At 36.6% G+C, this 19,888-nt stretch carries 21 protein-coding genes; 12 read left to right on the forward strand and 9 right to left on the reverse strand.

Annotated elements, in window-relative coordinates:
• Positions 1 to 27: 27 nt before the first annotated feature.
• The 6 genes from N0B16_RS10420 to N0B16_RS10445 form a co-directional block, all read right to left on the reverse strand.
• Positions 28 to 975: a HipA domain-containing protein gene (locus N0B16_RS10420; RefSeq protein ID WP_262990841.1), complete on the reverse strand. Its 948-nt coding sequence runs from the start codon at positions 973 to 975 to the stop codon at positions 28 to 30.
• On the reverse strand, positions 968 to 1,303 hold the full coding sequence (locus N0B16_RS10425; protein WP_262990842.1) for a HipA N-terminal domain-containing protein: 336 nt from the start codon (positions 1,301 to 1,303) through the stop codon (positions 968 to 970). The genes N0B16_RS10420 and N0B16_RS10425 overlap by 8 nt, the downstream gene beginning before the upstream one ends.
• Complete coding sequence (locus N0B16_RS10430; RefSeq protein WP_241282453.1) at positions 1,300 to 1,512, reverse strand: helix-turn-helix domain-containing protein; 213 nt, start codon at positions 1,510 to 1,512, stop codon at positions 1,300 to 1,302. Before N0B16_RS10430 ends, N0B16_RS10425 begins: the two co-directional genes overlap by 4 nt.
• Before the next feature lie 171 nt (positions 1,513 to 1,683).
• Positions 1,684 to 2,823 carry a site-specific integrase gene (locus N0B16_RS10435; RefSeq protein WP_262990844.1) on the reverse strand — a complete coding sequence of 380 codons (1,140 nt, stop codon included), beginning with the start codon at positions 2,821 to 2,823 and terminating at the stop codon, positions 1,684 to 1,686.
• Between the two features lie 167 nt (positions 2,824 to 2,990).
• Positions 2,991 to 4,376, reverse strand: a complete 1,386-nt coding sequence (gene mnmE / locus N0B16_RS10440) for a tRNA uridine-5-carboxymethylaminomethyl(34) synthesis GTPase MnmE (protein WP_262990845.1) — start codon at positions 4,374 to 4,376, stop codon at positions 2,991 to 2,993.
• A 341-nt stretch (positions 4,377 to 4,717) separates the two neighbouring features.
• Positions 4,718 to 6,487: an aminopeptidase P family protein gene (locus N0B16_RS10445; protein ID WP_262990846.1), complete on the reverse strand. Its 1,770-nt coding sequence runs from the start codon at positions 6,485 to 6,487 to the stop codon at positions 4,718 to 4,720.
• 170 nt (positions 6,488 to 6,657) lie between these two features.
• Between N0B16_RS10445 and N0B16_RS10450 the strand changes: the two genes are divergently transcribed.
• The 7 genes from N0B16_RS10450 (at position 6,658) to N0B16_RS10480 (ending at position 12,341) form a co-directional block, all read left to right on the forward strand.
• Positions 6,658 to 7,095: a DUF6526 family protein gene (locus tag N0B16_RS10450; protein WP_262990847.1), complete on the forward strand. Its 438-nt coding sequence runs from the start codon at positions 6,658 to 6,660 to the stop codon at positions 7,093 to 7,095.
• A gap of 19 nt (positions 7,096 to 7,114) precedes the next feature.
• Positions 7,115 to 7,282 carry a phosphatidate cytidylyltransferase gene (locus tag N0B16_RS10455; RefSeq protein WP_262990849.1) on the forward strand — a complete coding sequence of 56 codons (168 nt, stop codon included), beginning with the start codon at positions 7,115 to 7,117 and terminating at the stop codon, positions 7,280 to 7,282.
• 12 nt (positions 7,283 to 7,294) lie between these two features.
• Positions 7,295 to 8,398 (forward strand): DNA topoisomerase IB, encoded by a 1,104-nt coding sequence (locus N0B16_RS10460; protein ID WP_262990851.1) that lies wholly within the window; start codon positions 7,295 to 7,297, stop codon positions 8,396 to 8,398.
• Between the two features lie 332 nt (positions 8,399 to 8,730).
• A complete protein-coding gene (pruA, locus tag N0B16_RS10465; RefSeq protein ID WP_262990853.1) occupies positions 8,731 to 10,356 on the forward strand; it encodes an L-glutamate gamma-semialdehyde dehydrogenase in 1,626 nt (541 codons plus the stop codon).
• A 145-nt stretch (positions 10,357 to 10,501) separates the two neighbouring features.
• On the forward strand, positions 10,502 to 10,726 hold the full coding sequence (locus N0B16_RS10470) for a cytochrome C551 (RefSeq protein ID WP_262990854.1): 225 nt from the start codon (positions 10,502 to 10,504) through the stop codon (positions 10,724 to 10,726).
• Between the two features lie 80 nt (positions 10,727 to 10,806).
• Entirely contained in the window at positions 10,807 to 11,064 is a 258-nt protein-coding gene (locus tag N0B16_RS10475) for a hypothetical protein (protein WP_262990856.1), read from the forward strand.
• A 116-nt stretch (positions 11,065 to 11,180) separates the two neighbouring features.
• On the forward strand, positions 11,181 to 12,341 hold the full coding sequence (locus N0B16_RS10480) for a thioredoxin fold domain-containing protein (RefSeq protein WP_262990858.1): 1,161 nt from the start codon (positions 11,181 to 11,183) through the stop codon (positions 12,339 to 12,341).
• A 77-nt stretch (positions 12,342 to 12,418) separates the two neighbouring features.
• Here the strand turns inward: N0B16_RS10480 and N0B16_RS10485 are convergent, their stop codons facing one another.
• Positions 12,419 to 13,441 (reverse strand): 3-oxoacyl-ACP synthase III family protein, encoded by a 1,023-nt coding sequence (locus tag N0B16_RS10485; RefSeq protein WP_262990859.1) that lies wholly within the window; start codon positions 13,439 to 13,441, stop codon positions 12,419 to 12,421.
• A 75-nt stretch (positions 13,442 to 13,516) separates the two neighbouring features.
• On the opposite strand from N0B16_RS10485, the gene N0B16_RS10490 reads away from it, so the two are divergent.
• From N0B16_RS10490 to N0B16_RS10510, 5 genes are read left to right on the forward strand one after another with little or no spacing between them, the layout of a single operon-like run.
• Positions 13,517 to 14,422, forward strand: a complete 906-nt coding sequence (locus N0B16_RS10490; protein WP_262990861.1) for a magnesium transporter CorA family protein — start codon at positions 13,517 to 13,519, stop codon at positions 14,420 to 14,422.
• A 40-nt stretch (positions 14,423 to 14,462) separates the two neighbouring features.
• On the forward strand, positions 14,463 to 16,049 hold the full coding sequence (locus N0B16_RS10495; protein ID WP_262990863.1) for a patatin-like phospholipase family protein: 1,587 nt from the start codon (positions 14,463 to 14,465) through the stop codon (positions 16,047 to 16,049).
• A 55-nt stretch (positions 16,050 to 16,104) separates the two neighbouring features.
• On the forward strand, positions 16,105 to 16,602 hold the full coding sequence (locus N0B16_RS10500; RefSeq protein WP_262990864.1) for a DUF2199 domain-containing protein: 498 nt from the start codon (positions 16,105 to 16,107) through the stop codon (positions 16,600 to 16,602).
• Positions 16,599 to 17,069 carry a hypothetical protein gene (locus N0B16_RS10505; protein WP_262990866.1) on the forward strand — a complete coding sequence of 157 codons (471 nt, stop codon included), beginning with the start codon at positions 16,599 to 16,601 and terminating at the stop codon, positions 17,067 to 17,069. The genes N0B16_RS10500 and N0B16_RS10505 overlap by 4 nt, the downstream gene beginning before the upstream one ends.
• A gap of 49 nt (positions 17,070 to 17,118) precedes the next feature.
• Positions 17,119 to 17,487, forward strand: coding sequence for a glyoxalase (locus N0B16_RS10510; RefSeq protein ID WP_262990867.1), 369 nt, complete (start codon positions 17,119 to 17,121; stop codon positions 17,485 to 17,487).
• A gap of 84 nt (positions 17,488 to 17,571) precedes the next feature.
• On the opposite strand, the gene N0B16_RS10515 is transcribed toward N0B16_RS10510, so the two are convergent.
• A complete protein-coding gene (locus N0B16_RS10515) occupies positions 17,572 to 18,123 on the reverse strand; it encodes a DNA-3-methyladenine glycosylase I (RefSeq protein ID WP_262990868.1) in 552 nt (183 codons plus the stop codon).
• A 103-nt stretch (positions 18,124 to 18,226) separates the two neighbouring features.
• On the reverse strand, positions 18,227 to 19,804 hold the full coding sequence (locus N0B16_RS10520) for a DHA2 family efflux MFS transporter permease subunit (protein WP_262990870.1): 1,578 nt from the start codon (positions 19,802 to 19,804) through the stop codon (positions 18,227 to 18,229).
• Positions 19,805 to 19,888: the final 84 nt, after the last annotated feature.

Below are 19,888 nucleotides of genomic sequence, written 5' to 3' on the forward strand. Positions count from 1 at the left end.
TCTAGACGTAAAATGTGCTATAAAAAATCAACTGTTCTTGAATAATTGAAATCTATAATTTAGTAGATCTTTATATATCACTTTGTTTTCCTGCATGAGGAAAGATATATCAATCAATGCCATCATCTTTTTTTCTGCCATTATAAACCTATTAAAGATGTTTGCAATTTGTTTATCAGACAATCCGAATTTTAATCCTAAGTTAATGAAATCAGCTTTTGTCAATCTACTTTTCTTTCCTCCGATCGTCAATGCTGTTTCTTCTTTATCTTCTGGCAAATGAAGTTGGACATTCAGCAGATCATAAGCCGGTGAAAAAACCCAATTTTCGCCTTGTAAAATCATAGAGAAATTCTTCAGGTGCATATCATTATTCCCTGTAATATAACTGAAAATAACCACTTCATAAAGTCGTAAAACATCAAGTAAAGTATTAGAAGAATACTCATTCACAGCTTTGCCTACTTTCTCCATGGAACTTTTATACTTGTCGAAGGCCTCCGTTATCTGAAACATATCCAACATATGTGTTTTCCCGTTAGATGCTGTTCTGTCAATTCTTTTTGTGATGTACGAAAGCTCTCCCGATTTTAATCTTATCAGTGAAGACACCACAGTCTGAATTCTTAATAACTCTGCCAACCGCATTGTCAGATGTTCGTTTTCCGGCATTTGAGGGAAAGCCATATTCTGAGGTTTCAGGATATAATTCCCTCCTAAAGCTTCCAGAACTGTTAACCTACCCTTAGTCCCATCTTCTAATTTTTCTTTTGTGAAGTTTAAAGACAATTTTGGTTGGACGCCTGGTACAGAAATAGATGTCTCTATAACTTCCTTAGCTAAAATTTCCATTTCGCTCAAGGAATAGTTAAGCACTGGAGCTGTAGCTGTTCCGAATATTTTCTTACTGCAATTCGGATGAAAGTCAACTTCATTGTCTTTCAACAGTTGATAACAAAAAAGACACTTATTCATCTGTAGATAGATCTAAAGGTTCAACACTGACCGCTCCTATACAGTTTTTACAGCAAGCTAAAAGCAAGCCCATACGGTCGTTTTTATTGATTTTCCAGTTATCTGACGCAATATCCAATAGCCAGCCTTCTGGAATCAATCCTTCAAAAAAAGGAAATAATCTTCTGTCCCTGTAAATATTGTCCTTTACAGGCATTGAAAATGTAAGGAATTGTGTTGGATGTTCTTCAATATAAGAGTGCTGATATGCAAATGTATATTCACCATCATCAGTTTCGGAAACGATCCCTGCAAAAATATCTTTATAAAAAACCTTACCCTGTCTCATTCTTCGACTTCTTTAGTATTCATTGGTATAAGTTTACTGCCAAACATCAGAAGCACCTGATTCACCTTTGCTAAACTCAGATTATCTTTCCCCTGTTCTATTTTACGAACTACTGTAAGTGCAACGCCAGTTCTATCAGCAAATTCCTCTTGGGTCAAATTTGCTTCTTTACGTTTTTGCTTTACAAAATTTGAAAGATTGGTATACATATTATATGCTTTTACATCGATTATGTAGTAAAGTTATAAAAATATATGCAAATAGATATAAAAATTAAAAATAAATAAGTATTATATTTAAATACATATAACCATACTTTTATATGTGATGCTATTAGTAATGGAAAAGAAAGAAGTTCAATTCTTTAAGCAATTGATTTTTTACAATTCAATATTCAGTTCCGGGATAATCTCCGCAGCCTCTTTCATTTTGCTATCCACAATTTTTGCATAGATCTGAGTCGTTCTCAATTCTCGGTGCCCTAATCTTTTTGAAACCGTGTAAATATCTGCACCATTTTCCAAGAGTAAAACAGCATTTGTATGTCGAGCTGAATGAAAGGTAATATGTTTGGGAACCGCAGCACGATTACACCAGCGGATAATTTCAGTATTGTAGGTCATTCCATATTTTAAGCCTTTGAAAACTCTTTCTTGGGGATTTTGTCTTTCGCCCAACAATTCTCTGGCTTGTTTTGAAATATAAAGATATTCTACACCCTCTGTTTTTTCTTGTCGGAAATTGACTCTAGAAATATCACCTTCATCACGGACTTCTTTCCAAATCAAAGTATTGATATCCGACCAACGTAATCCTGATAAACAAGAAAAAAGAAAAGCTTTTTTCAAAACCGGGTATTTACATTCCGCTTTTGCTAAACGTTGTAATTCATCAAAAATCAGATATTCTCTTTGGCTTTCTGCCTGCTCAAATGATTTAATTTTTGCTGCGTAATTTATTGTCAAATATCCATTATCGAAAGCATATCTAAGTGCAGCTTTAAACTTGTTGAAGTAAGAATACTTGGAATTTTGAGAAAGAGGTAAATCACTCTTACTGATTGCATCCTTCTCAAAGTATTTCCGGACTTTTTTAATGAAAAATTCATCAATCTCCTCAAAAGTTAAATTCTTTGGAACCACTTTTTTCAAATGCTGGTAAGTAGAAAACCAATTACCATAATTATTTGACGAATCGAGCGTTCGTTTTTCCTCAGCAAGATCAGCGAAGAAATTTAAAAATACCCGTTTAGCTTTCGCAGTATTTTTCAACTCAAATCTTCCTTGAGCATATTCAGCTTTTCGAATTGAAATTACATTTTCTGCAAATTCCAAAGCTTCTTTATTTTCTTTTTTTTCTTTGGCAGTCTTTGGATCTATAATTAGATAGGTATCTAAATTCTCAAAATTTCTCAGATGCTTTCTTTTTCCGTCATCAGTAATTTCTGAACCACGGTAAAACTCGATTGACAAACTAATCCTTCCGTCCTTTAATTTTCTTTGAATAAGTGATATTTTCATAGATTCGGTTTTGTACTACTTTGTACTACTTTTGACTATTTTTGAAGTCTGAAGTTGTACAAAAGTGGTACAAATATACAAATATAGTCTAATAAGAGAAAATAAACTTTTGCTAAATATCTGATAATCAACTAAAAGAAAGAAAAAGAAACCAAAGAAAAGCTAATTTATTTCCCGATACAAAATTTAGAAAAAATATTCCCCAACACTTCATCATTTGTAACTTCACCGGAAATTTCACCGAGATGTTCCAGAGCATTTCTCAATTCGTAAGCCAGCAATTCTGTGGAAATCTGAAATGTTACCGCTTCTTTTACTTTGTGTACGGCATCAAGTGATTTTTGTAAAGCTTCGTAGTGGCGCTGATTGGTAATGACAATATTATTTTCTCCGGCTTTTAACTGCTCGACGTAGGAAGAAAGCTCATTTTTCAAATCCTGAATATTTTGGTTTTCTAGCGCAGAAATAGTAATAAAATCGAAACTATGATTGATTTCTGATCTGAATATATTTTCTACCTGATTGTACTTGTCAGGAGAAACTTCATCAATTTTCGTAGCACAGATAATGACTTTCAAATCCTCTCTAAGTAAAGATGCAATCATCTCGATATCTTCTGAAAAATCTTCTGTTGCAGCATCAGCCAGATAAACAAGAATGTTTGCTTTTTCTACTTTTTCTTTGGCCTTTTTAACGCCGATTGCCTCTATCTCATCCTGGGTTTCGCGCAGTCCTGCCGTATCGATCAGCCGAAAAGCATGCCCTTTAAGATGCAGAATTTCTTCAATGGTATCTCTGGTTGTTCCGGCGATGCTGCTTACAATTGCCCTTTCTTCTTTAAGAAGGGCATTCAGCAGAGTAGATTTCCCGGCATTGGGTTTTCCGATAATGGCGACCGCGGTTCCGTTTTTAATGGCATTTCCGTACTGGAAACTTTCTATAAGTGAGTTTAATTTTAATTCAATCTTTTTAAGCAAGATATTGAGAGCCGAACGGTCTGCAAATTCCACATCTTCTTCGGCAAAATCGAGCTCCAACTCAATTAATGATACAAAATTCAATAGATCTGTCCTTAAAATGGATATTTCATTTGTAATCCCACCTTTTAACTGACTGATTGCTACTTTTCTTGATGCCTCATTTTCTGATGCAATCACATCGGCTATCGCTTCAGCCTGAGAAAGGTCGATTCTCCCGTTAATAAAAGCACGAAGCGTAAATTCACCTGCTTTTGCCATCCTTGCTCCGTTTTTGATTAAAACCTCAAGAATGCGTTTGGCAATATGCGGAGAGCCGTGAAAAGCAATTTCTACCGAATTTTCTGTAGTGAAACTTTTTGGGGCTAAAAACAGAGAAAGCATAACCTCATCAATCACTTCATCCCCATCCATAAAATATCCGTAGTGAATTGTATGAGAAGGCTGCTTTTCAAGTTTTTTCGACGGAAAAGACTTTTGCACAACGTTCAAAGCTTCATTTCCGGAAACTCTTATAATTCCTAAAGCGCCTACTCCATTCGCTGTTGCGAGTGCACAAATAGTATCATTATTCATGATACAAATTTACGATTTTCCCTCCAAATTAAATTGATGTTTAATTCAGATTATCTATGATGAATTATTATTGAGAGATGAGGTATTATCGAGAGGATCGTATTCTTAAATAAAAAAAATCACCCCAAATGAAACTTTTTGGGGTGATTCCGAATACAATTTTAATTAACTAAGTATATGAATATGTGAGTGGTGTCATTTAATAATACAAATGTACTATCAAAAACTCCGGGATCAATCAGGGGAATCCCTGAAAAACATCCGTGATTATACGGTGAAAAACACAAGAAGCTTTACTAAAATTATTGACAAAGCTTCTTTCCATATACTCTATAAAACTTTTAAATCGGGCTCACAAGATCTGAGAACCATTCTTTCACTTTACCATCGAGATAAGGGCCTATTTTTTCTTCACAGGTTTTGTGATACCGGTTGAGCCAGTTGATTTCATCTTCTGAAAGAATTTCTCTGACAATGGTATTTTTAAAGAAAGGGCATAACGTCAATGTTTCAAATTCATAGAAAATTCCTGAAGAGGTTTCTTCTGATTCTTTTACAGCAATCAGGTTTTCATGACGAATTCCGTATTCCCCTTCCACATAGAAACCGGGCTCGTTTGAACAGACCATTCCCAAAAGAAGTTCCTGAGGATTCAGGTCTTTTCTGATATTTTGCGGCCCTTCATGAACATTCATAAAGCTTCCGACTCCATGACCGGTTCCGTGGTTGTAGTCTTTGCCATTCATCCATAAAGGCATTCTTGCAATGGCATCCAACTGAACCCCTTTCGTTCCTTTAGGAAATTTTACCATGGATAAACGAATCATACCCTGCAAAACCAGGGTTGAATTTCTTTTAAACTCATCAGAAACGGCACCTAAAGCCAAAGTTCTGGTGATATCTGTAGTTCCTTCAAGATACTGGCCGCCGGAATCTACCAAAATACTTGCTTCATTGGTCACTTCATTGCTTCCTTCGGCCTTTGCAGAATAATGAATGACTGCACCGTTATTTTTATATCCTATAATACTTCCGAAGCTCTCCCCTACAAAATTTTCTCCTTCCTCACGGAAATTTTTCAGTTTCTGGCCGATAGTATATTCATTCATCGGTTCCTTACCCGCATTTTGAGTGAGCCAATACAGGAATTTCACCATAGCAACGCCGTCTCGCACCATTACTTTTCTGAAACCTTCCAGTTCAGTTTCATTTTTCTGGGCTTTCATTAAATTTCCAGGAACGGCTGCTTTTACAAATTCATTCCCGATTTTGAGCGCTTCAAAAATCGACTGGTTACTGTTGGGAGAAACCAATACTTTTTCATTTTTGAATTCTTTTAAACAGTTATAAAACTCTTCATAAGGCATCATTTTCACCCAGGCTTCGTCCATCTGTTTTCTGGCTTCCACATTCATTTTTTCAAGCTCAGTAAAAAGTTTTGCATCATTTTTTGTAATGACAATATATCCTAAAAACACGGGATTGCTTTCTACATCGCTTCCCCGCAAATTCAAAGTCCAGGCAACATCATCCAGGCTTGAAATGATATGCACGGTAACTTCCATTTCCTCCATTTTTTGACGGATTGCGGCTATTTTTTCAGCAACCGACTGTCCTGCTCTTTCTACAGGATGTGTATAAATCGGATTTTTTGAGGCAGTCCCTCTTTCTTTCCAGACTTCTTTCAGGAGCGGAAGATCAATTAAGGTTATATTTTTCAAATGAAGCTTTTGATACAGCAATTCCCAGTTTGCATGTGAAGTAGCCAAAGCATTGACGGCAACTTTCCCATTTTGAGGAATTTCGGAAATGATCCAGTCGATATAATGGGGAGTTCCTTCCATTCCGTCTTTAAAAAGATCAATTCCGGATCCTTCCAGTTCTATGGGAGCCTGGGTAAAATATCTTCCGTCTGTCCAAAGTCCTGCTTTATCTTTTGTAATTACCACAAAACCGGCTGATCCCAAAAAGCCTGAAAGCCATGCTCTTTCCTGCCATTCCTGAGGAAGATACTCGCTCATATGCGGATCTGCAGAATATACGATGAATGCATCTACATTATTTTTCTGCATTTCTTCGCGAAGCGCAGCTACTTTTTCCTTTGAAGTCATTTTTAAATTTTTAATACCGAAAGTTACAAAAAATTTGATTTTAAAGGATGAATAAGCTTCATCTGATGATTTTATAAATAATCTGCACATCGAATCATGATCAGCATTCCTATTTTCTGATGGTTACCAATTACTTGTCGTTTTGGAAAGATTATTGCTATGATCATGATATGAAATCACAGAATTATTCTAATCACAGAAAATTTTATCCGCCCCATCATTTTATTTATCTTCCCATGCTTCTTGTTCTTGAAGTCTTCGGAATTTATAAAATTTTTAATGATGAGGGAAATGAACTTATCTGGAAGCTATTTTCAGGGATCATTTTTCTGCTTTTGTATCTGGCAATCATGTTGCGGCAGCATTATGCATTAGGAATTCAAAACCGTTTGGTAAGGCTTGAATTTAAGCAAAGATATTTTGAGATTTTTGGAAAAAGATCGGATGAGATTGAAGAAAAGCTCAATTTCGGTCAGATTGCGGCTCTCAGATTTTCGTATGATGACGAATTTAAGAAATTGTTGCAGAAGGCACTTACAGAAAATCTTTCAGGAGACGACATCAAAAAATCAATCACCGCCTGGAAACCTGATCATCACAGAATCTAAACCTATTAAATATATTATCATGAAAAAATTTACATTGTACACGCTCAGTTTGCTCAGCTTTTTACTTCTTACCAGTTGTGAAGCGGTAGAGACCATCTTCAAAGCCGGAATGTGGTGGGGAATTATCTTAGTAGTAGGTGTTGTAGGACTTTTAATATGGCTTTTTACAAGAGGTAAAAATTCTTAACCAATCTTTTATATGGATAATTCAGATCTGGAAATTATTTCCCACTTAAAACCGTCGAAGATCATCAAAATAATGAAAGATCCGGTAGCTTCTGCAAAGGCAGTAAATCTTATTTACACTTCGGACGCAGAAACTGCCGGTATTATCCGTAAAAAAAGAGGAAAAAAGTATTCGTATTTCAAAGACGGAGAAAGAATTAAAGATAAGGAAGAAATATCCCGCATCAATAAACTCGTGATTCCACCGGCATGGGAAAACGTATGGATCTGCGCTTTAGACAACGGTCATCTTCAGGCAACCGGATTGGATGCGCGACAAAGAAAACAGTATCGGTATCATCCATTATGGAGTGCTTTAAGAAATCATACCAAATTTTACCGGATGCTGCAGTTCGGGTATAAACTTCCTGAAATCAGGCTGCAGCTCGAGAAAGATTTAGCCTTAAGAAATTTCGAAAAAAGAAAAATTCTTGCCCTGATTGTAAGTCTCATGCAGCGTACAAATATTCGTATCGGCAATAATATTTACGAAAAATTATACGGTTCTTTCGGTTTAACCACCTTAAAAGGAAAGCATGTAAAAATAGAGGGACAAAAAATTAATTTTTCTTTTAAAGGTAAAAAAGGGGTCATGCACAATGTAGACCTAAAAAGTAAAAGACTGGCAAAACTGGTTGCAAAATGCAAAGAAATCCCAGGAAAAGAGCTTTTTCAGTTTTACGATGACGAAGGAAACCGCCATACGGTAGATTCCGGAATGGTGAATGATTACATCAAAGAACTGAGTGGCGAAGATTTTACCGCGAAAGATTTCAGAACATGGTCCGGAACAGTCAACGCTTTAATTGCATTTAAAGAAATCGGCTACGCTGAAAACAATACCCAATACAAAAAGAAAGTGAAGGAAGCCTTGGAAATCGTCGCTTCTCACCTCGGAAATACAAGCACAGTCTGCAGAAAGTATTACGTACATCCTTTGGTGATTAATCTTTATGAAAACAATACCATTAAAAAATATCTGGATGAGCTCGAAGTGATTGAGGAAAATGACGGCAAAGCCGGTTTAACGCACGAAGAAAAACTGGTTCTGAAAATTCTTGAAACCGAAAAAATGTAATTTCTGAAATTTTGGATTCAATTCGATGAGCTCTGCTTCACCTTTTCCATATTAGTACGATTCACAACCTTTAAAAAACTGTTAGCAGTTTACTTTCAGGATAGTTATATTTCAATTTATATTGGGAGAGCAACCTCCTGTATTTTCCGTATAATGCTGTGCAAAACGGTTTAGACAAAAGCGGAAAAATTAACAGTACTTAATCATACTCTGAATGGTGTGATATTTCAGATATAATCATTCTAAAATGCAAATAGTCTCTATCGATTTTTTGTCCAGATTAATTATTGTAAATTTGTATCATTAGCAAATTAAAAATAATACAACGTAATATGTCTAAAGCAATTTCGCAAGTACCATTTGCAGTAAACGAGCCAGTCAATTCTTATGCACCCGGAACTCCGGAAGTAAAAAGCCTTATCGCACAATACAAAAAGATGTGGGCTGAAAAGATAGAAATCCCAATGATTATAAATGGTAAAGAGGTAAAAACCGGCGATACGGTTCAGCTTCAGTCGCCACAGGATCATGCGCACGATTTCGGTTTTTACCACAAAGGAACCATGCAGCATGTGGATGATGCCATTAATTCTGCATTAGCGGCTAAAAAAGATTGGAATGAGCTTGGATGGGAACACCGTGCAGCGATTTTCTTAAAAGCAGCTGATCTTTTGGCTGGTCCTTACAGAGATGTAATCAACGCTGCCACGATGATCGGACAGTCAAAAAATGTGCATCAGGCTGAAATTGATGCCGCTTGTGAATTTATTGATTTTTTACGATTCAACGTAGAATTCATGACAGAGATGTATTCTGAGCAGCCGATTTCTGATGCGGGAATCTGGAATCGCGTGGAATACAGACCTTTGGAAGGATTTGTTTTTGCAGTTACCCCGTTCAACTTTACTGCAATCTCAGGAAACTTGCCGACTTGTATGGCCATGCTTGGAAACGTTGTCGTTTGGAAGCCTTCTGATAAGCAAATCTATTCTGCGAAAGTAATCATGGATGTTTTGACAGAAGCCGGACTTCCCGCAGGTGTGATCAACATGATTTTTACAGACGGAAAAGAAACCGCCGAGAAAGTTCTAGCACACAGAGATTTTGCAGGCCTTCACTTTACAGGTTCTACAAAAGTATTCCAGGGAATGTGGAAAATGATCGGTGATAATATTCATAACTACAGAACCTATCCGAGAATTGTGGGTGAAACCGGTGGAAAAGATTTCGTTATTGCACATCCTTCTGCCAATATAGAAGCTGTTGCGACGGCTTTGGTGAGAGGTTCTTTCGAATATCAGGGACAAAAATGTTCTGCCGCTTCAAGAGCGTATATTCCGAAATCTCTGTGGAACGATGTAAAAGCAGTGATGGAAAAACAGATTAATTCAATTAAAGTCGGTTCTCCGGAAGATCCTTCCAACTTTGTGAATGCGGTGATTGATAAAAATTCTTTCGACAAGTGTAAAGGGTATATCGACAGAGCCAATGCATCAAGTGAAGCAAATGTAATAATCGGTGGAAAAGTAGATGACTCTAAAGGATGGTTTGTATATCCTACTGTGATCGAAACGACCAATCCTCAATACGAAAGTATGGTTGAAGAAATTTTTGGGCCGATTTTATCTGTTTTCGTTTATGAAGATCAGGATTGGGTTGAAACCTTGAAACTGGTTGACTCTTCTTCCCCTTATTCATTAACGGGTTCTGTATTTGCACAAGATCGCTATGCGGTAAACGAAGCTTTTAAAGCGTTAGAAAATGCATCCGGAAACTTCTATATCAACGATAAACCTACCGGTGCGGTAGTTGGCCAACAGCCTTTCGGTGGTGGCAGAGCTTCAGGTACGAATGACAAGGCAGGTTCTAAAATGAATTTACTGAGATGGACTTCTGTAAGAAGTATCAAAGAAACTTTTGTTTCTCCTAAAGATTATAAATATCCTTATTTAGGATAAGATCATTATTCATCAAAAAAAGCTCTGAAATTTTCGGAGCTTTTTTTATTATAACACTTTCATAATTAACATTTTTTAATAATCATAAAAAGTAATTCGGAATAATTATTGAATAGTCATTAGCGCACCATAAAAAATAATTATTATGAAAAAGTTAGTGTTATTAACCGTAGGTTTAGGATTATTTGCAGTAAGCTGCGGAACAAAAGAGTCGTCGATGTCTACCAACAATACCGATTCTGCGGCAGCAGATAACTCTGCAACAGCCAGAACAACAATGCCGCCCGCAACAACAGATAGTATGACTACTACAACTCCGGATAGCATGAAGATGAGAACAGATTCTGCTGCTTCTCCTACTACCCGATAGGAAGTTTATCTTAAAAGTAAATAAATCCACAAATATATTTGTGGATTTATTTATATTTGAACCAATAATTAAAATTGACTATGAAAAAAATATGTATAGGAGCATTTTCAGCATTGTTATTTTTAGCAAGCTGCGCTCAGAAAAAAGAAGGAAGAGAAGAATTTAAAGAAGAGCATAATAAAGATTCTTTACGAAATAAAATGGGAGATTCTGCAGTAGCTCATTCCGAACATGCGCAAATCTCTGCTCAGGACACTTTGCAAAAAATGGATACCGCTCAAACGCCAACAAATTATAAGAAGCTGAAGCCCAATACCGCAGTTGGAGGTAACCGATAAACTATAATCCGCTTTGTGCGGATTTATTTTTTATATACCCCGAAATCAGATAATCTATCAAAAAATAAACTCGGGTATCTGTATAATTACTACTTTTATAATCAATAAAAATTTTCATGAAAAAAACAGCAATATTATCATTCCTTTTCTTTACCGTAATTGCATTCGGACAGGGAATTAAATTTGAAGAAGCAAAATGGAGCACTCTTTTGGCAAAAGCAAAAAAAGAAAATAAATTAATTTTTGTAGATGCATATGCCGTATGGTGCGGACCTTGTAAACTGATGGTAAAAAATATTTTCCCCTTAGAATCGGTAGGGAATGAATACAATGCACACTTTATCAATACAAAAATTGATATGGAAAAAGGGGAAGGAATAGATCTGGCTAAAAAGTACAATGTAAAAGCTTTTCCTACCTATTTATTCATCAATGGTGACGGTGAAGAAGTTCACAGAACGTTAGGTTATGTAGAAGAAGGAGATTTCATACAATTTGCAAAAGACGCTCAAGATCCCAACAAAAGACTTTCTGCTTTAAAACAAAAATTTGAAAAAGGAGAAAATTCACCTGAATTTCTTAAAAATCTGGCCGGTCTTACTATGTATAATGATGCCGAGTTTTCAGGGAAAGTAATGCAAAGGTATTTCACGGTAAAACCTGCCTTGGATCAGGATGATGTACAGATGCTTCTTACCGGAATTCAAAGCTCGGAAAGCCCTGCATATACCATTTTTAAAAACAGAAAGGAAGATATCGTCAAAATATTTCCGGCAGATAAATATGAAAAATTTGATAAGAGCATCAGGCTGAATACGATCGCTAAAAAATCATATAATGCAGAAACTAAAAAATTTGATGATGCGTATTTTCTTACCGAAAGCCAGAAATTTTTAGGCAAAGAAGAATCTGAAATGTTTCTGAAAAAAGTAAAATCAAGCAGAGCTTTGAGAGATAAAGATTTTGCGACGTATGAAAAGATGAATCTAGAATTATACAAAGATTACGCTGCAGCGACTTCAGAAGAATTAAATTCTCTGGCCTGGAATTTCTTTGAAAACATCAATACCAAATCTTCTTTGGAAATGGCCGTAAAATGGGCGCAGGAATCTGTAAAGAAAAATGAAAACTACGCCAATACAGATACTTTAGCCAATTTGTATAACAAGATCGGGGATAAGAAAAATGCCAAAATATGGGCAGAAAAATCGATCCAGCTGGCAAAAAGCTCAGGCGAAGATGCTGCTGATACAGAAAAATTATTAAAAAGCTTATAAGCTTACTTAAATACAAAACCGGCGCGGAAAATGAAATTTTCCGCGCCGGTTTTGTATAATAATTGCAACTCTAATTTTTAATATTCAAATAAAACACTTCCCCAAGTAAAGCCGCTCCCGAAAGCTGAAAGAAGAACCAGGTCACCCCGTTTTACTTTTCCAAGCTCAATGGCTTCACATAAGGCAATCGGGATTGAAGCTGCCGTCGTATTTCCGTATTTTTGGATATTATTATGAATTTTCTCATCCGGCAACCCGAATTTCTGCTGTACAAACTGGGCAATCCTAAGATTGGCCTGATGCGGAATAAACATATCCAAATCATCCACTGTTTTCCCGGCTTTTTCCAAAGCTTCCATCATGGTTTCCGGAAACCTGGTTACGGCGTGTTTAAACACAAAATTACCGTTCATGATAGGATACACTTCTTTATCCGTCACGTTTTCAGGTTCTTTTCTCATCCGGTCGCTCCATCCGTATTTGGATCCCGGAAACTGCGTACACAATTCATCAGCATATTTCCCTTCAGAATGCATATTCATAGATAAAATATCTCCCGCATTTTCATCTTCCGTTGCAGAAAGGATGATTGCGCCTGCTCCGTCACCGAAAATCACTGAAACGCCTCTTCCGGCATCAGAAAAATCTAATCCGAATGAATGTACTTCTGCTCCTACTACGAGAATATTTTTATACGTTCCTGATTTAATAAAAGCATTGGCAACACTCATAGCATACACAAATCCTGAACACTGGTTTCTTACATCCAGAGCTCCGATCGTATCACAACCCAACATATCCTGAAGCAAAACCCCGCATCCCGGAAAATAATAATCCGGCGAAAGGGTGGCAAAAACTATATAATCGATGTCTTTTACTGATAAACCAGATTGCTGAAGCGCTTTTTCAGAGGCCTTAAATCCTAAATAAGCGGTCGTTTCCTGCGCATCATTCCGGTTGATCCGGTGTCTTCTTTCTTTAATTCCCGTTCTTTCTGTGATCCATTCGTCATTGGTGGTCATTAACTGTGCTAAATCATCATTGGTGACAACATGATCCGGAACATGAAATCCGATCCCCTTGATTGTACTTTTAATCATATAGTTTGTTTAATTTTGGTAAAGATAAAATTTATTTAATACATACTATTTTCAAATTAATACTATTTTTACAGTATGCCAATTGAAACACTTTACAGCGGTTCCGGATGTGAATGGGTTGACGTAGAAGCTCCTACGGCAGAAGACATGAAATTTCTGCACGAAAAATATGAGATCAATAACCTCCTTTTGGAAGATACGCTGGATCCCAATCACCTGCCGAAATATGAAGAAGACGGAAACGTGAAATTTTTTCTCCTGCGGGAAAGCACCGAGCTGGAAAGAAAAAACCTGAATACAATAAGTGACATCAGTACAAAAATCGGGATTTTCCTTGTCGGCGATACGATTATTACCGTTCACAGGATGAAAGCGAAAAGCATTACCGAAACAAAAAAGCAGCTTTCTGAAGATACCAATCTTACCAGTGTTTCGCCTGAAAAAGTGGCTTTAATGATCACCATAATCATAATGAAAAGTTTTGATGATGAATCCATCAGTCTTTTTGAAACGATGGATAATATCGAGAATGAAATTTTTCTTAAAAATACCAATCATACCACACAGATCAGGAGATTATACAAGCTTAAAAGAAAATCGGGGCTGAATTCCAGGGTGCTTACGATTTCGAATGATCCGATTGAGAAATTCAGGCTGCTGAAACTGCAGGATTCTGAAGTGGTCGATCTCAAAGACAAACACCGAGATGTGGTGGCCGATTTTGAACATTTAAACATACAGATTACCAACCTGATCTCTATGTTTCTGGCACTGTCTGATCAGAAAGCCAACCAGGTGATGAAAGTGCTTGCGATTTATTCGGTGTATTTTTTACCGATCACTTTTATTGCCGGTTTATACGGGATGAATTTCGATAATATGCCCGAACTTCATACGAAACACGGTTATTTTTACACATTGGGATTAATGGCGGTCATTGTGATCTGTACGTTCATTTATGCAAGAAGAAAGCAGTGGTAATGATTTAATCCTCATCCTATAAAAAGCACCAAACCAGATCATGAAAACCGAAATCCTTCAAAAAATTCTTGATGAAAATCTCCTTTCCCGGGAATCAAAAGAAAAGCTTACCGCACTGCATGAACAAATTTCAGCCAAAACGTTTTCTGATCTTTTGGATGCGGAAGGAAATCAATATATAGAATTTGTACAGGAAGGAGGCGGAGTTTGGGGCAGTGCATTGGTAGGATATTTATATGGACTCGAAATTTTCGGGATCCGGTTCCTGAAAATAGCGGGAACAAGCGCAGGAGCCATCAATACGATGCTTATTGCAGCCTGCAAAACGAAAGAAGAAGCCAAAAGCGAAACCATCAGAGAAATTCTCCTTAATTGGAATTTTGCAGACTTCATGGATGGAAAATCGTATGTAAAAGCGACGATTCATGCTATTTTAAACGATAAAAATTTCCTGAAAACCAATGCCATTATCGCAGCGATACTAATGGGGATTCTCATTATTGCTCCGTTTGCGATCCCCTCAAAAACCATCTGGGAAGCCAAGCTGCTTTTTTTGGTTCCGCTGATTCCGTTAATCATCGCGTTTTTCTATATTAAAAAGCTGTATCATAATTTCCGGAAAAGCAATAGCGGACTTAATCCGGGCAATGTTTTTTTACAACAAATGACCGAAGTGATGAATGGTTTCGGCATAAAAACGGTAGCCGAACTCAATCAGAAGTTCGTCCAAAAGGAGCTGCATCTCAATCTTGATTACCGGTACGGAAATGATATGGAATATTACACCAATGCCCTGAATGCGATTGAAGATATCAGGATGAACAATCTTGAGCATATTGATGAAACCCGATACAGAATATTTTTTGAAGGTGCTGAGAATAACGATTATTACAAACACAATCCTTTTTACCAGTTGCAGTCAGAATATATTGTCATCACCACCGATATCAATGCCAAAATAAAGGTCGAACTGCCTACAATGGCCAATCTCTATTGGTCTGAAGAAGAATTGAAACACATCAGTCCGGCTGAGTTTGTACGGGCTTCCATGTCGGTTCCTTTTTTCTTTGAACCTATGCAAAAGCTCATCAATAAAGATGATGATTCTGTACAATACGCCTGGAAATTCTGGATGAATACTCAGAAAGAAGATATTTTTCCTGTCGGGATTTTCATTGACGGCGGAAGTATTTCTAATTTCCCAATTGATGTTTTCCACTCAATGGATATTTTTTATCCGAGAATGCCTCTTTTCGGTGTACAACTGACCAGTGATTCTGAAATTTTAGGAGAAAAAGGAAAAACGAGCCAACAAATTTTGAAGACGCCCCTCTCCTATGCCGGAAATATAATCGGAACACTAAAAGGGTTTAATGATAAATCTTTCCTTACAAAACACACTTTTTATCATCTGTACAGTATTAAAACCGTGAATTGCGGAACCAGCAGCTGGCTGAATTTTTTTATGAAAAGAGATGAAAAAGAACAGCTTTTCAACGCCGGGTTTCTCGCTGCTTTAGATTTTCTTAATCAATTTGACTGGGAAAAATATAAGTACGAGCGAATGATGGTCGCGATGAAAGAGAAAAAGATTTTAAAGGAAGAAGATACGAAGACGGTAGGGTGAGTAATTTTGAGCTTTAAGGTTAATATTGTAAATTTAAATTTAAGTACTAATTTATATGAAATACATCTGTGAATGTTGTGGCAAAGAAAAAGAAGAATGGCCTGCAATAGCTTACAATTCTCCATCACCATATATGAATCTTACTGAGGAAGAACAAAAAAATTCTGAATTGGGATCTGATTTTTGTATTATAAGATATGATGACGAAACCTGCTATTTTATCAGAGGAGTTCTGGTTCAAAATGTAATTGATGATTGTCAAAACCTTGAATATGGAGTTTGGGTTTCTTTGAGTGAAAAAAGTTTTAAGGAATATGTTGAGAATTATGATAACAAAGAATTTACTGCAGTGTACTTTGGATGGCTATCAAATTATCTACCGGATTATGACTATCATTCAATCCCAACAAATGTTGAAGTCAACAGTTCTTTGGGGCGACCATTAATACTTCCACATAGTTCCCATGATGATCGTTTTGTAAAAGATTGCTATGATGGGATTTCTAAAGAAGAAGCTGACAAAAGAATTGATACTGTTTTAAACAAATTATGAATTGGATCATCCGAAGTACAAAAACGGTAAAGTACCATACAAATCTACAAGAAGTGCTAAAACCGATTTGGGAAGTTTTAAAAGAATATAATTGGGTATTAACTGATCTCGATTTTATTAGCGATACTGAAGTTCCAATTAATTTTGATCATGATTATTTTATACTCAATCATGATGAATTTGAAAAAGTCTACAACTCTGAGACACAAATTATTTGGGGCATTATTTCAGCTGTTCCAAGAAGTCACGAAATAAATCTTAGCTTAATTTCAAAATTTTCAGCAGAAAATGAAAAAGTATGGAAACCTGACCAATTTTTAATTCCAGAATCATTTTTAGAAATCATTGCGTTTGATAGTGGCTATACTATTGTGAAATTTAGGAATAAGGATATGTCAAATAAGTTTAAAAATCATTTTGGAAGAGAAGCATTAAGTTTAAAAAAGTTTAATGAGAAATATAAGTAATAAAATACTGTAATATGTCAATTAAAAAGCCGACATTAAATCATAAAGCATGACAACAAAAATACACCTTAGAGAATCTCTCAACCTACCCAATTCAGAAACAACCACTCCCGCAGAAGTATTTCAAAACCAAACGCTGCGTCCCGTTCTAAAATTACAGAATGAACTTTACCTGTCGCTGTTTACAAACTATATTGTAAGGCAGAAGGCAGATTTTGAAGCCAGCTCTCTTCAGAAAAAGCATATTTTTATTGAGCAAAGCCTGCAAAAAGATGCTGTGCTGAAAAATACTTTTATCGGAATGACGATCGGAATGTTCACCCTTCAGGAATTGGAAACCTACCATACTGATCATAAAGAATTTAACAGAAGAATCATTACAATGCTGATTGAGCGATTGAAAAGTCAGATGAAATAAAAGTTTATTTTTATTTAAAAAACTGCAGCTGAAAATAAAAATGTAAAAGAGTCTTCCTTCGTCAGAATGACAAATTACGAAGGATTAATCTTTCCTCCACATCGGATCATGCTTCAAAATCTCTTCATTTACCACACAACCTTCGGCATGCGCACCTTTTAAAAAACCAATGCTCATCAGAAATTCATTTACAATTTCTCCGCCGGTGAATTTGAAGGTTTTTTTGAAAATTTTCATCCATTCCGGTAAGGTTTGAGGATGATGATGCTCCAACCATTTTTCAAACGATCCGAATTCTTTTTGCAGCGCAAGTATGGTTTTGGCATTTTCGATGGCTGCATTGACTTTCAATTTATTTCGGATAATTCCGGGATCATTTAATAATCTTTCACGGTCTTTTTCTTCATAAGCCGCAATTTTTTTGATATTAAATTGATCATACGCTTTTCTGAAGCCTTCCTCTTTCTTCAAAATAGTTTCCCAACTGAGGCCTGCCTGATTTATTTCCATAATAAGCCTCCCGAATAATTCATCATCATTATGAATCGGAAACCCGTAATGATAATCGTGGTATTTTTTATGCAGTGCTTTTCTGGTTTCAGGCTGCATTTTTTCGATGGCTGAACAATAGCTCATGATTTTATTTTATAGCAAAGATATGACAGACCGATGACAAATGTATGTCATGAACAAGAGCTTAACAAAAAAAACCTCTGAAAATTCAGAGGTTTATATTTTTTTAGTGCATCGCTTCACTCAGATCTATTTTTTCCTTGCTTTTCCGCTCTCTGATAAACAGAATAAACGGTATACAGATTAAAAATGCGATTCCGAGGTACAGGAATACATCCATATAAGAAAGCACGGTCGCCTGTTTGGTTACGGTCATGTCAAGAATTTTGTAGGCCGCATTTCCTGCCGCATCGGGAGTCATTCCTTTGGCTATGAAATTGGCTTTTAATCCTACCAATCTTTGCTGAACATCGAAACTGTCGCTATCTAAATGAGATATTAAATTGACCCGGTATTTCTGGCTTGCATTGGCAATGAATGTGGTAATCGCCGCAATCCCGAAAGAACCGCCCAATTGCCTCATCATTCCTGTAAAAGCCGCTCCCTGACCAATTTCCTGGCCTTTAAGTGTACTTAATGACAGCGAAGTTATCGGAATAAAAAGCAATCCCAATCCCATTCCGCGTACGATCAGCATCCAGAAAAAAGCTTGTTTGCTGGTGTCGGGAGTCAAAATTTTGTAGCCCCAAAAACTGTATACAAAAAATATAAACAGTCCCAGGGAAACCAAAATCTGCTGTTTCGCCCCTTTTGAAAGCAATTTCCCGATAATAGGCATCATGAAAGCTGTTGTTAAGGCTGCAGGTATCATTAATGCTCCGGACTGTAAAGCCGTCCATCCCAAAATACTCTGGGTATATAAAGGAACAATAAAGGTTGAACCATACAAACCAAATCCTAAAACAAAACTCATGATGGTTCCTATCCTTAAATTCCCGTTCTTTAAAACCCGGAGTTCTACGATAGGATATTTAAAGGTAAGTTCCCGCCAGAGAAATAAGATAAATCCTAAAACAGCTGTAGTGGTAAAGGTTACGATCATTCCGCTTTCAAACCAGTCTTCTTCGTGCCCTCTTTCCAGAATAAACTGTAAAGATCCCACAGTAAGTGCCAATAACATAATTCCCAGCCAGTCGACATCTGAAGCTTTTCGTTTTTCCGAAAACTTCGGACTCTTTACAAACTGTAATGTCATTAAAGTTGCTGCGATACCGATCGGAATATTGATATAAAATATATAAGGCCAGCTGAAATTATCTACAATATATCCTCCCAATGGCGGACCTAAAGTAGGGCCTATAATCACACCCAACCCATAAATTGCCTGTGCCATACTTCTTTTCTCAACCGGATATGACTCGGTGATAATGGTTTGTGAAGTTACAAGCAGCGCTCCTCCCCCAATTCCCTGACAGAGCCTGAAAAACACCAGTTCCCAGATATTGTCTGCATTTCCGCATAAAAATGAAAATAGGGTAAATATGATAATGGAAGCAGCAAAATAATTTCTTCGTCCAAACTGTTGGGAAAGCCAGCTCGTCATCGGAACTACGATAACGTTCCCAATGGCATAAGCGGTGATTACCCATCCTACTTCAGAAAGTGTGGCTCCCAGATTCCCTTTCATTTCGTTCAGGGCAACGTTCACAATCGTGGAATCCACAATTTCAAGCAAAGCGCAAAGAATCGCCGTGATCGTAATGATCACTCTTCGGGCTCCGTATTCTACTAATGAATCTTGCATTTGATATTTAATTTAAAGATTAAAAAAATTAAAGGATTAAAAGATTACTGACCCGCATAATTATTATTTTATCTGTCCTGTAAT

Origin of the sequence: Chryseobacterium gilvum (assembly GCF_025628965.1) — a bacterium.
Lineage (GTDB): Bacteria > Bacteroidota > Bacteroidia > Flavobacteriales > Weeksellaceae > Chryseobacterium > Chryseobacterium gilvum.

Bases quoted from the DNA above. Each gene is read 5' to 3' on its own strand.
- N0B16_RS10420 (WP_262990841.1), bottom strand. From the start codon at position 975: ATGAATAAGTGTCTTTTTTGTTATCAACTGTTGAAAGACAATGAAGTT.
- N0B16_RS10425 (WP_262990842.1), bottom strand. From the start codon at position 1,303: ATGAGACAGGGTAAGGTTTTTTATAAAGATATTTTTGCAGGGATCGTT.
- N0B16_RS10430 (WP_241282453.1), bottom strand. From the start codon at position 1,512: ATGTATACCAATCTTTCAAATTTTGTAAAGCAAAAACGTAAAGAAGCA.
- N0B16_RS10435 (WP_262990844.1), bottom strand. From the start codon at position 2,823: ATGAAAATATCACTTATTCAAAGAAAATTAAAGGACGGAAGGATTAGT.
- mnmE (WP_262990845.1), bottom strand. From the start codon at position 4,376: ATGAATAATGATACTATTTGTGCACTCGCAACAGCGAATGGAGTAGGC.
- N0B16_RS10445 (WP_262990846.1), bottom strand. From the start codon at position 6,487: ATGACTTCAAAGGAAAAAGTAGCTGCGCTTCGCGAAGAAATGCAGAAA.
- N0B16_RS10450 (WP_262990847.1), top strand. From the start codon at position 6,658: ATGAAATCACAGAATTATTCTAATCACAGAAAATTTTATCCGCCCCAT.
- N0B16_RS10455 (WP_262990849.1), top strand. From the start codon at position 7,115: ATGAAAAAATTTACATTGTACACGCTCAGTTTGCTCAGCTTTTTACTT.
- N0B16_RS10460 (WP_262990851.1), top strand. From the start codon at position 7,295: ATGGATAATTCAGATCTGGAAATTATTTCCCACTTAAAACCGTCGAAG.
- pruA (WP_262990853.1), top strand. From the start codon at position 8,731: ATGTCTAAAGCAATTTCGCAAGTACCATTTGCAGTAAACGAGCCAGTC.
- N0B16_RS10470 (WP_262990854.1), top strand. From the start codon at position 10,502: ATGAAAAAGTTAGTGTTATTAACCGTAGGTTTAGGATTATTTGCAGTA.
- N0B16_RS10475 (WP_262990856.1), top strand. From the start codon at position 10,807: ATGAAAAAAATATGTATAGGAGCATTTTCAGCATTGTTATTTTTAGCA.
- N0B16_RS10480 (WP_262990858.1), top strand. From the start codon at position 11,181: ATGAAAAAAACAGCAATATTATCATTCCTTTTCTTTACCGTAATTGCA.
- N0B16_RS10485 (WP_262990859.1), bottom strand. From the start codon at position 13,441: ATGATTAAAAGTACAATCAAGGGGATCGGATTTCATGTTCCGGATCAT.
- N0B16_RS10490 (WP_262990861.1), top strand. From the start codon at position 13,517: ATGCCAATTGAAACACTTTACAGCGGTTCCGGATGTGAATGGGTTGAC.
- N0B16_RS10495 (WP_262990863.1), top strand. From the start codon at position 14,463: ATGAAAACCGAAATCCTTCAAAAAATTCTTGATGAAAATCTCCTTTCC.
- N0B16_RS10500 (WP_262990864.1), top strand. From the start codon at position 16,105: ATGAAATACATCTGTGAATGTTGTGGCAAAGAAAAAGAAGAATGGCCT.
- N0B16_RS10505 (WP_262990866.1), top strand. From the start codon at position 16,599: ATGAATTGGATCATCCGAAGTACAAAAACGGTAAAGTACCATACAAAT.
- N0B16_RS10510 (WP_262990867.1), top strand. From the start codon at position 17,119: ATGACAACAAAAATACACCTTAGAGAATCTCTCAACCTACCCAATTCA.
- N0B16_RS10515 (WP_262990868.1), bottom strand. From the start codon at position 18,123: ATGAGCTATTGTTCAGCCATCGAAAAAATGCAGCCTGAAACCAGAAAA.
- N0B16_RS10520 (WP_262990870.1), bottom strand. From the start codon at position 19,804: ATGCAAGATTCATTAGTAGAATACGGAGCCCGAAGAGTGATCATTACG.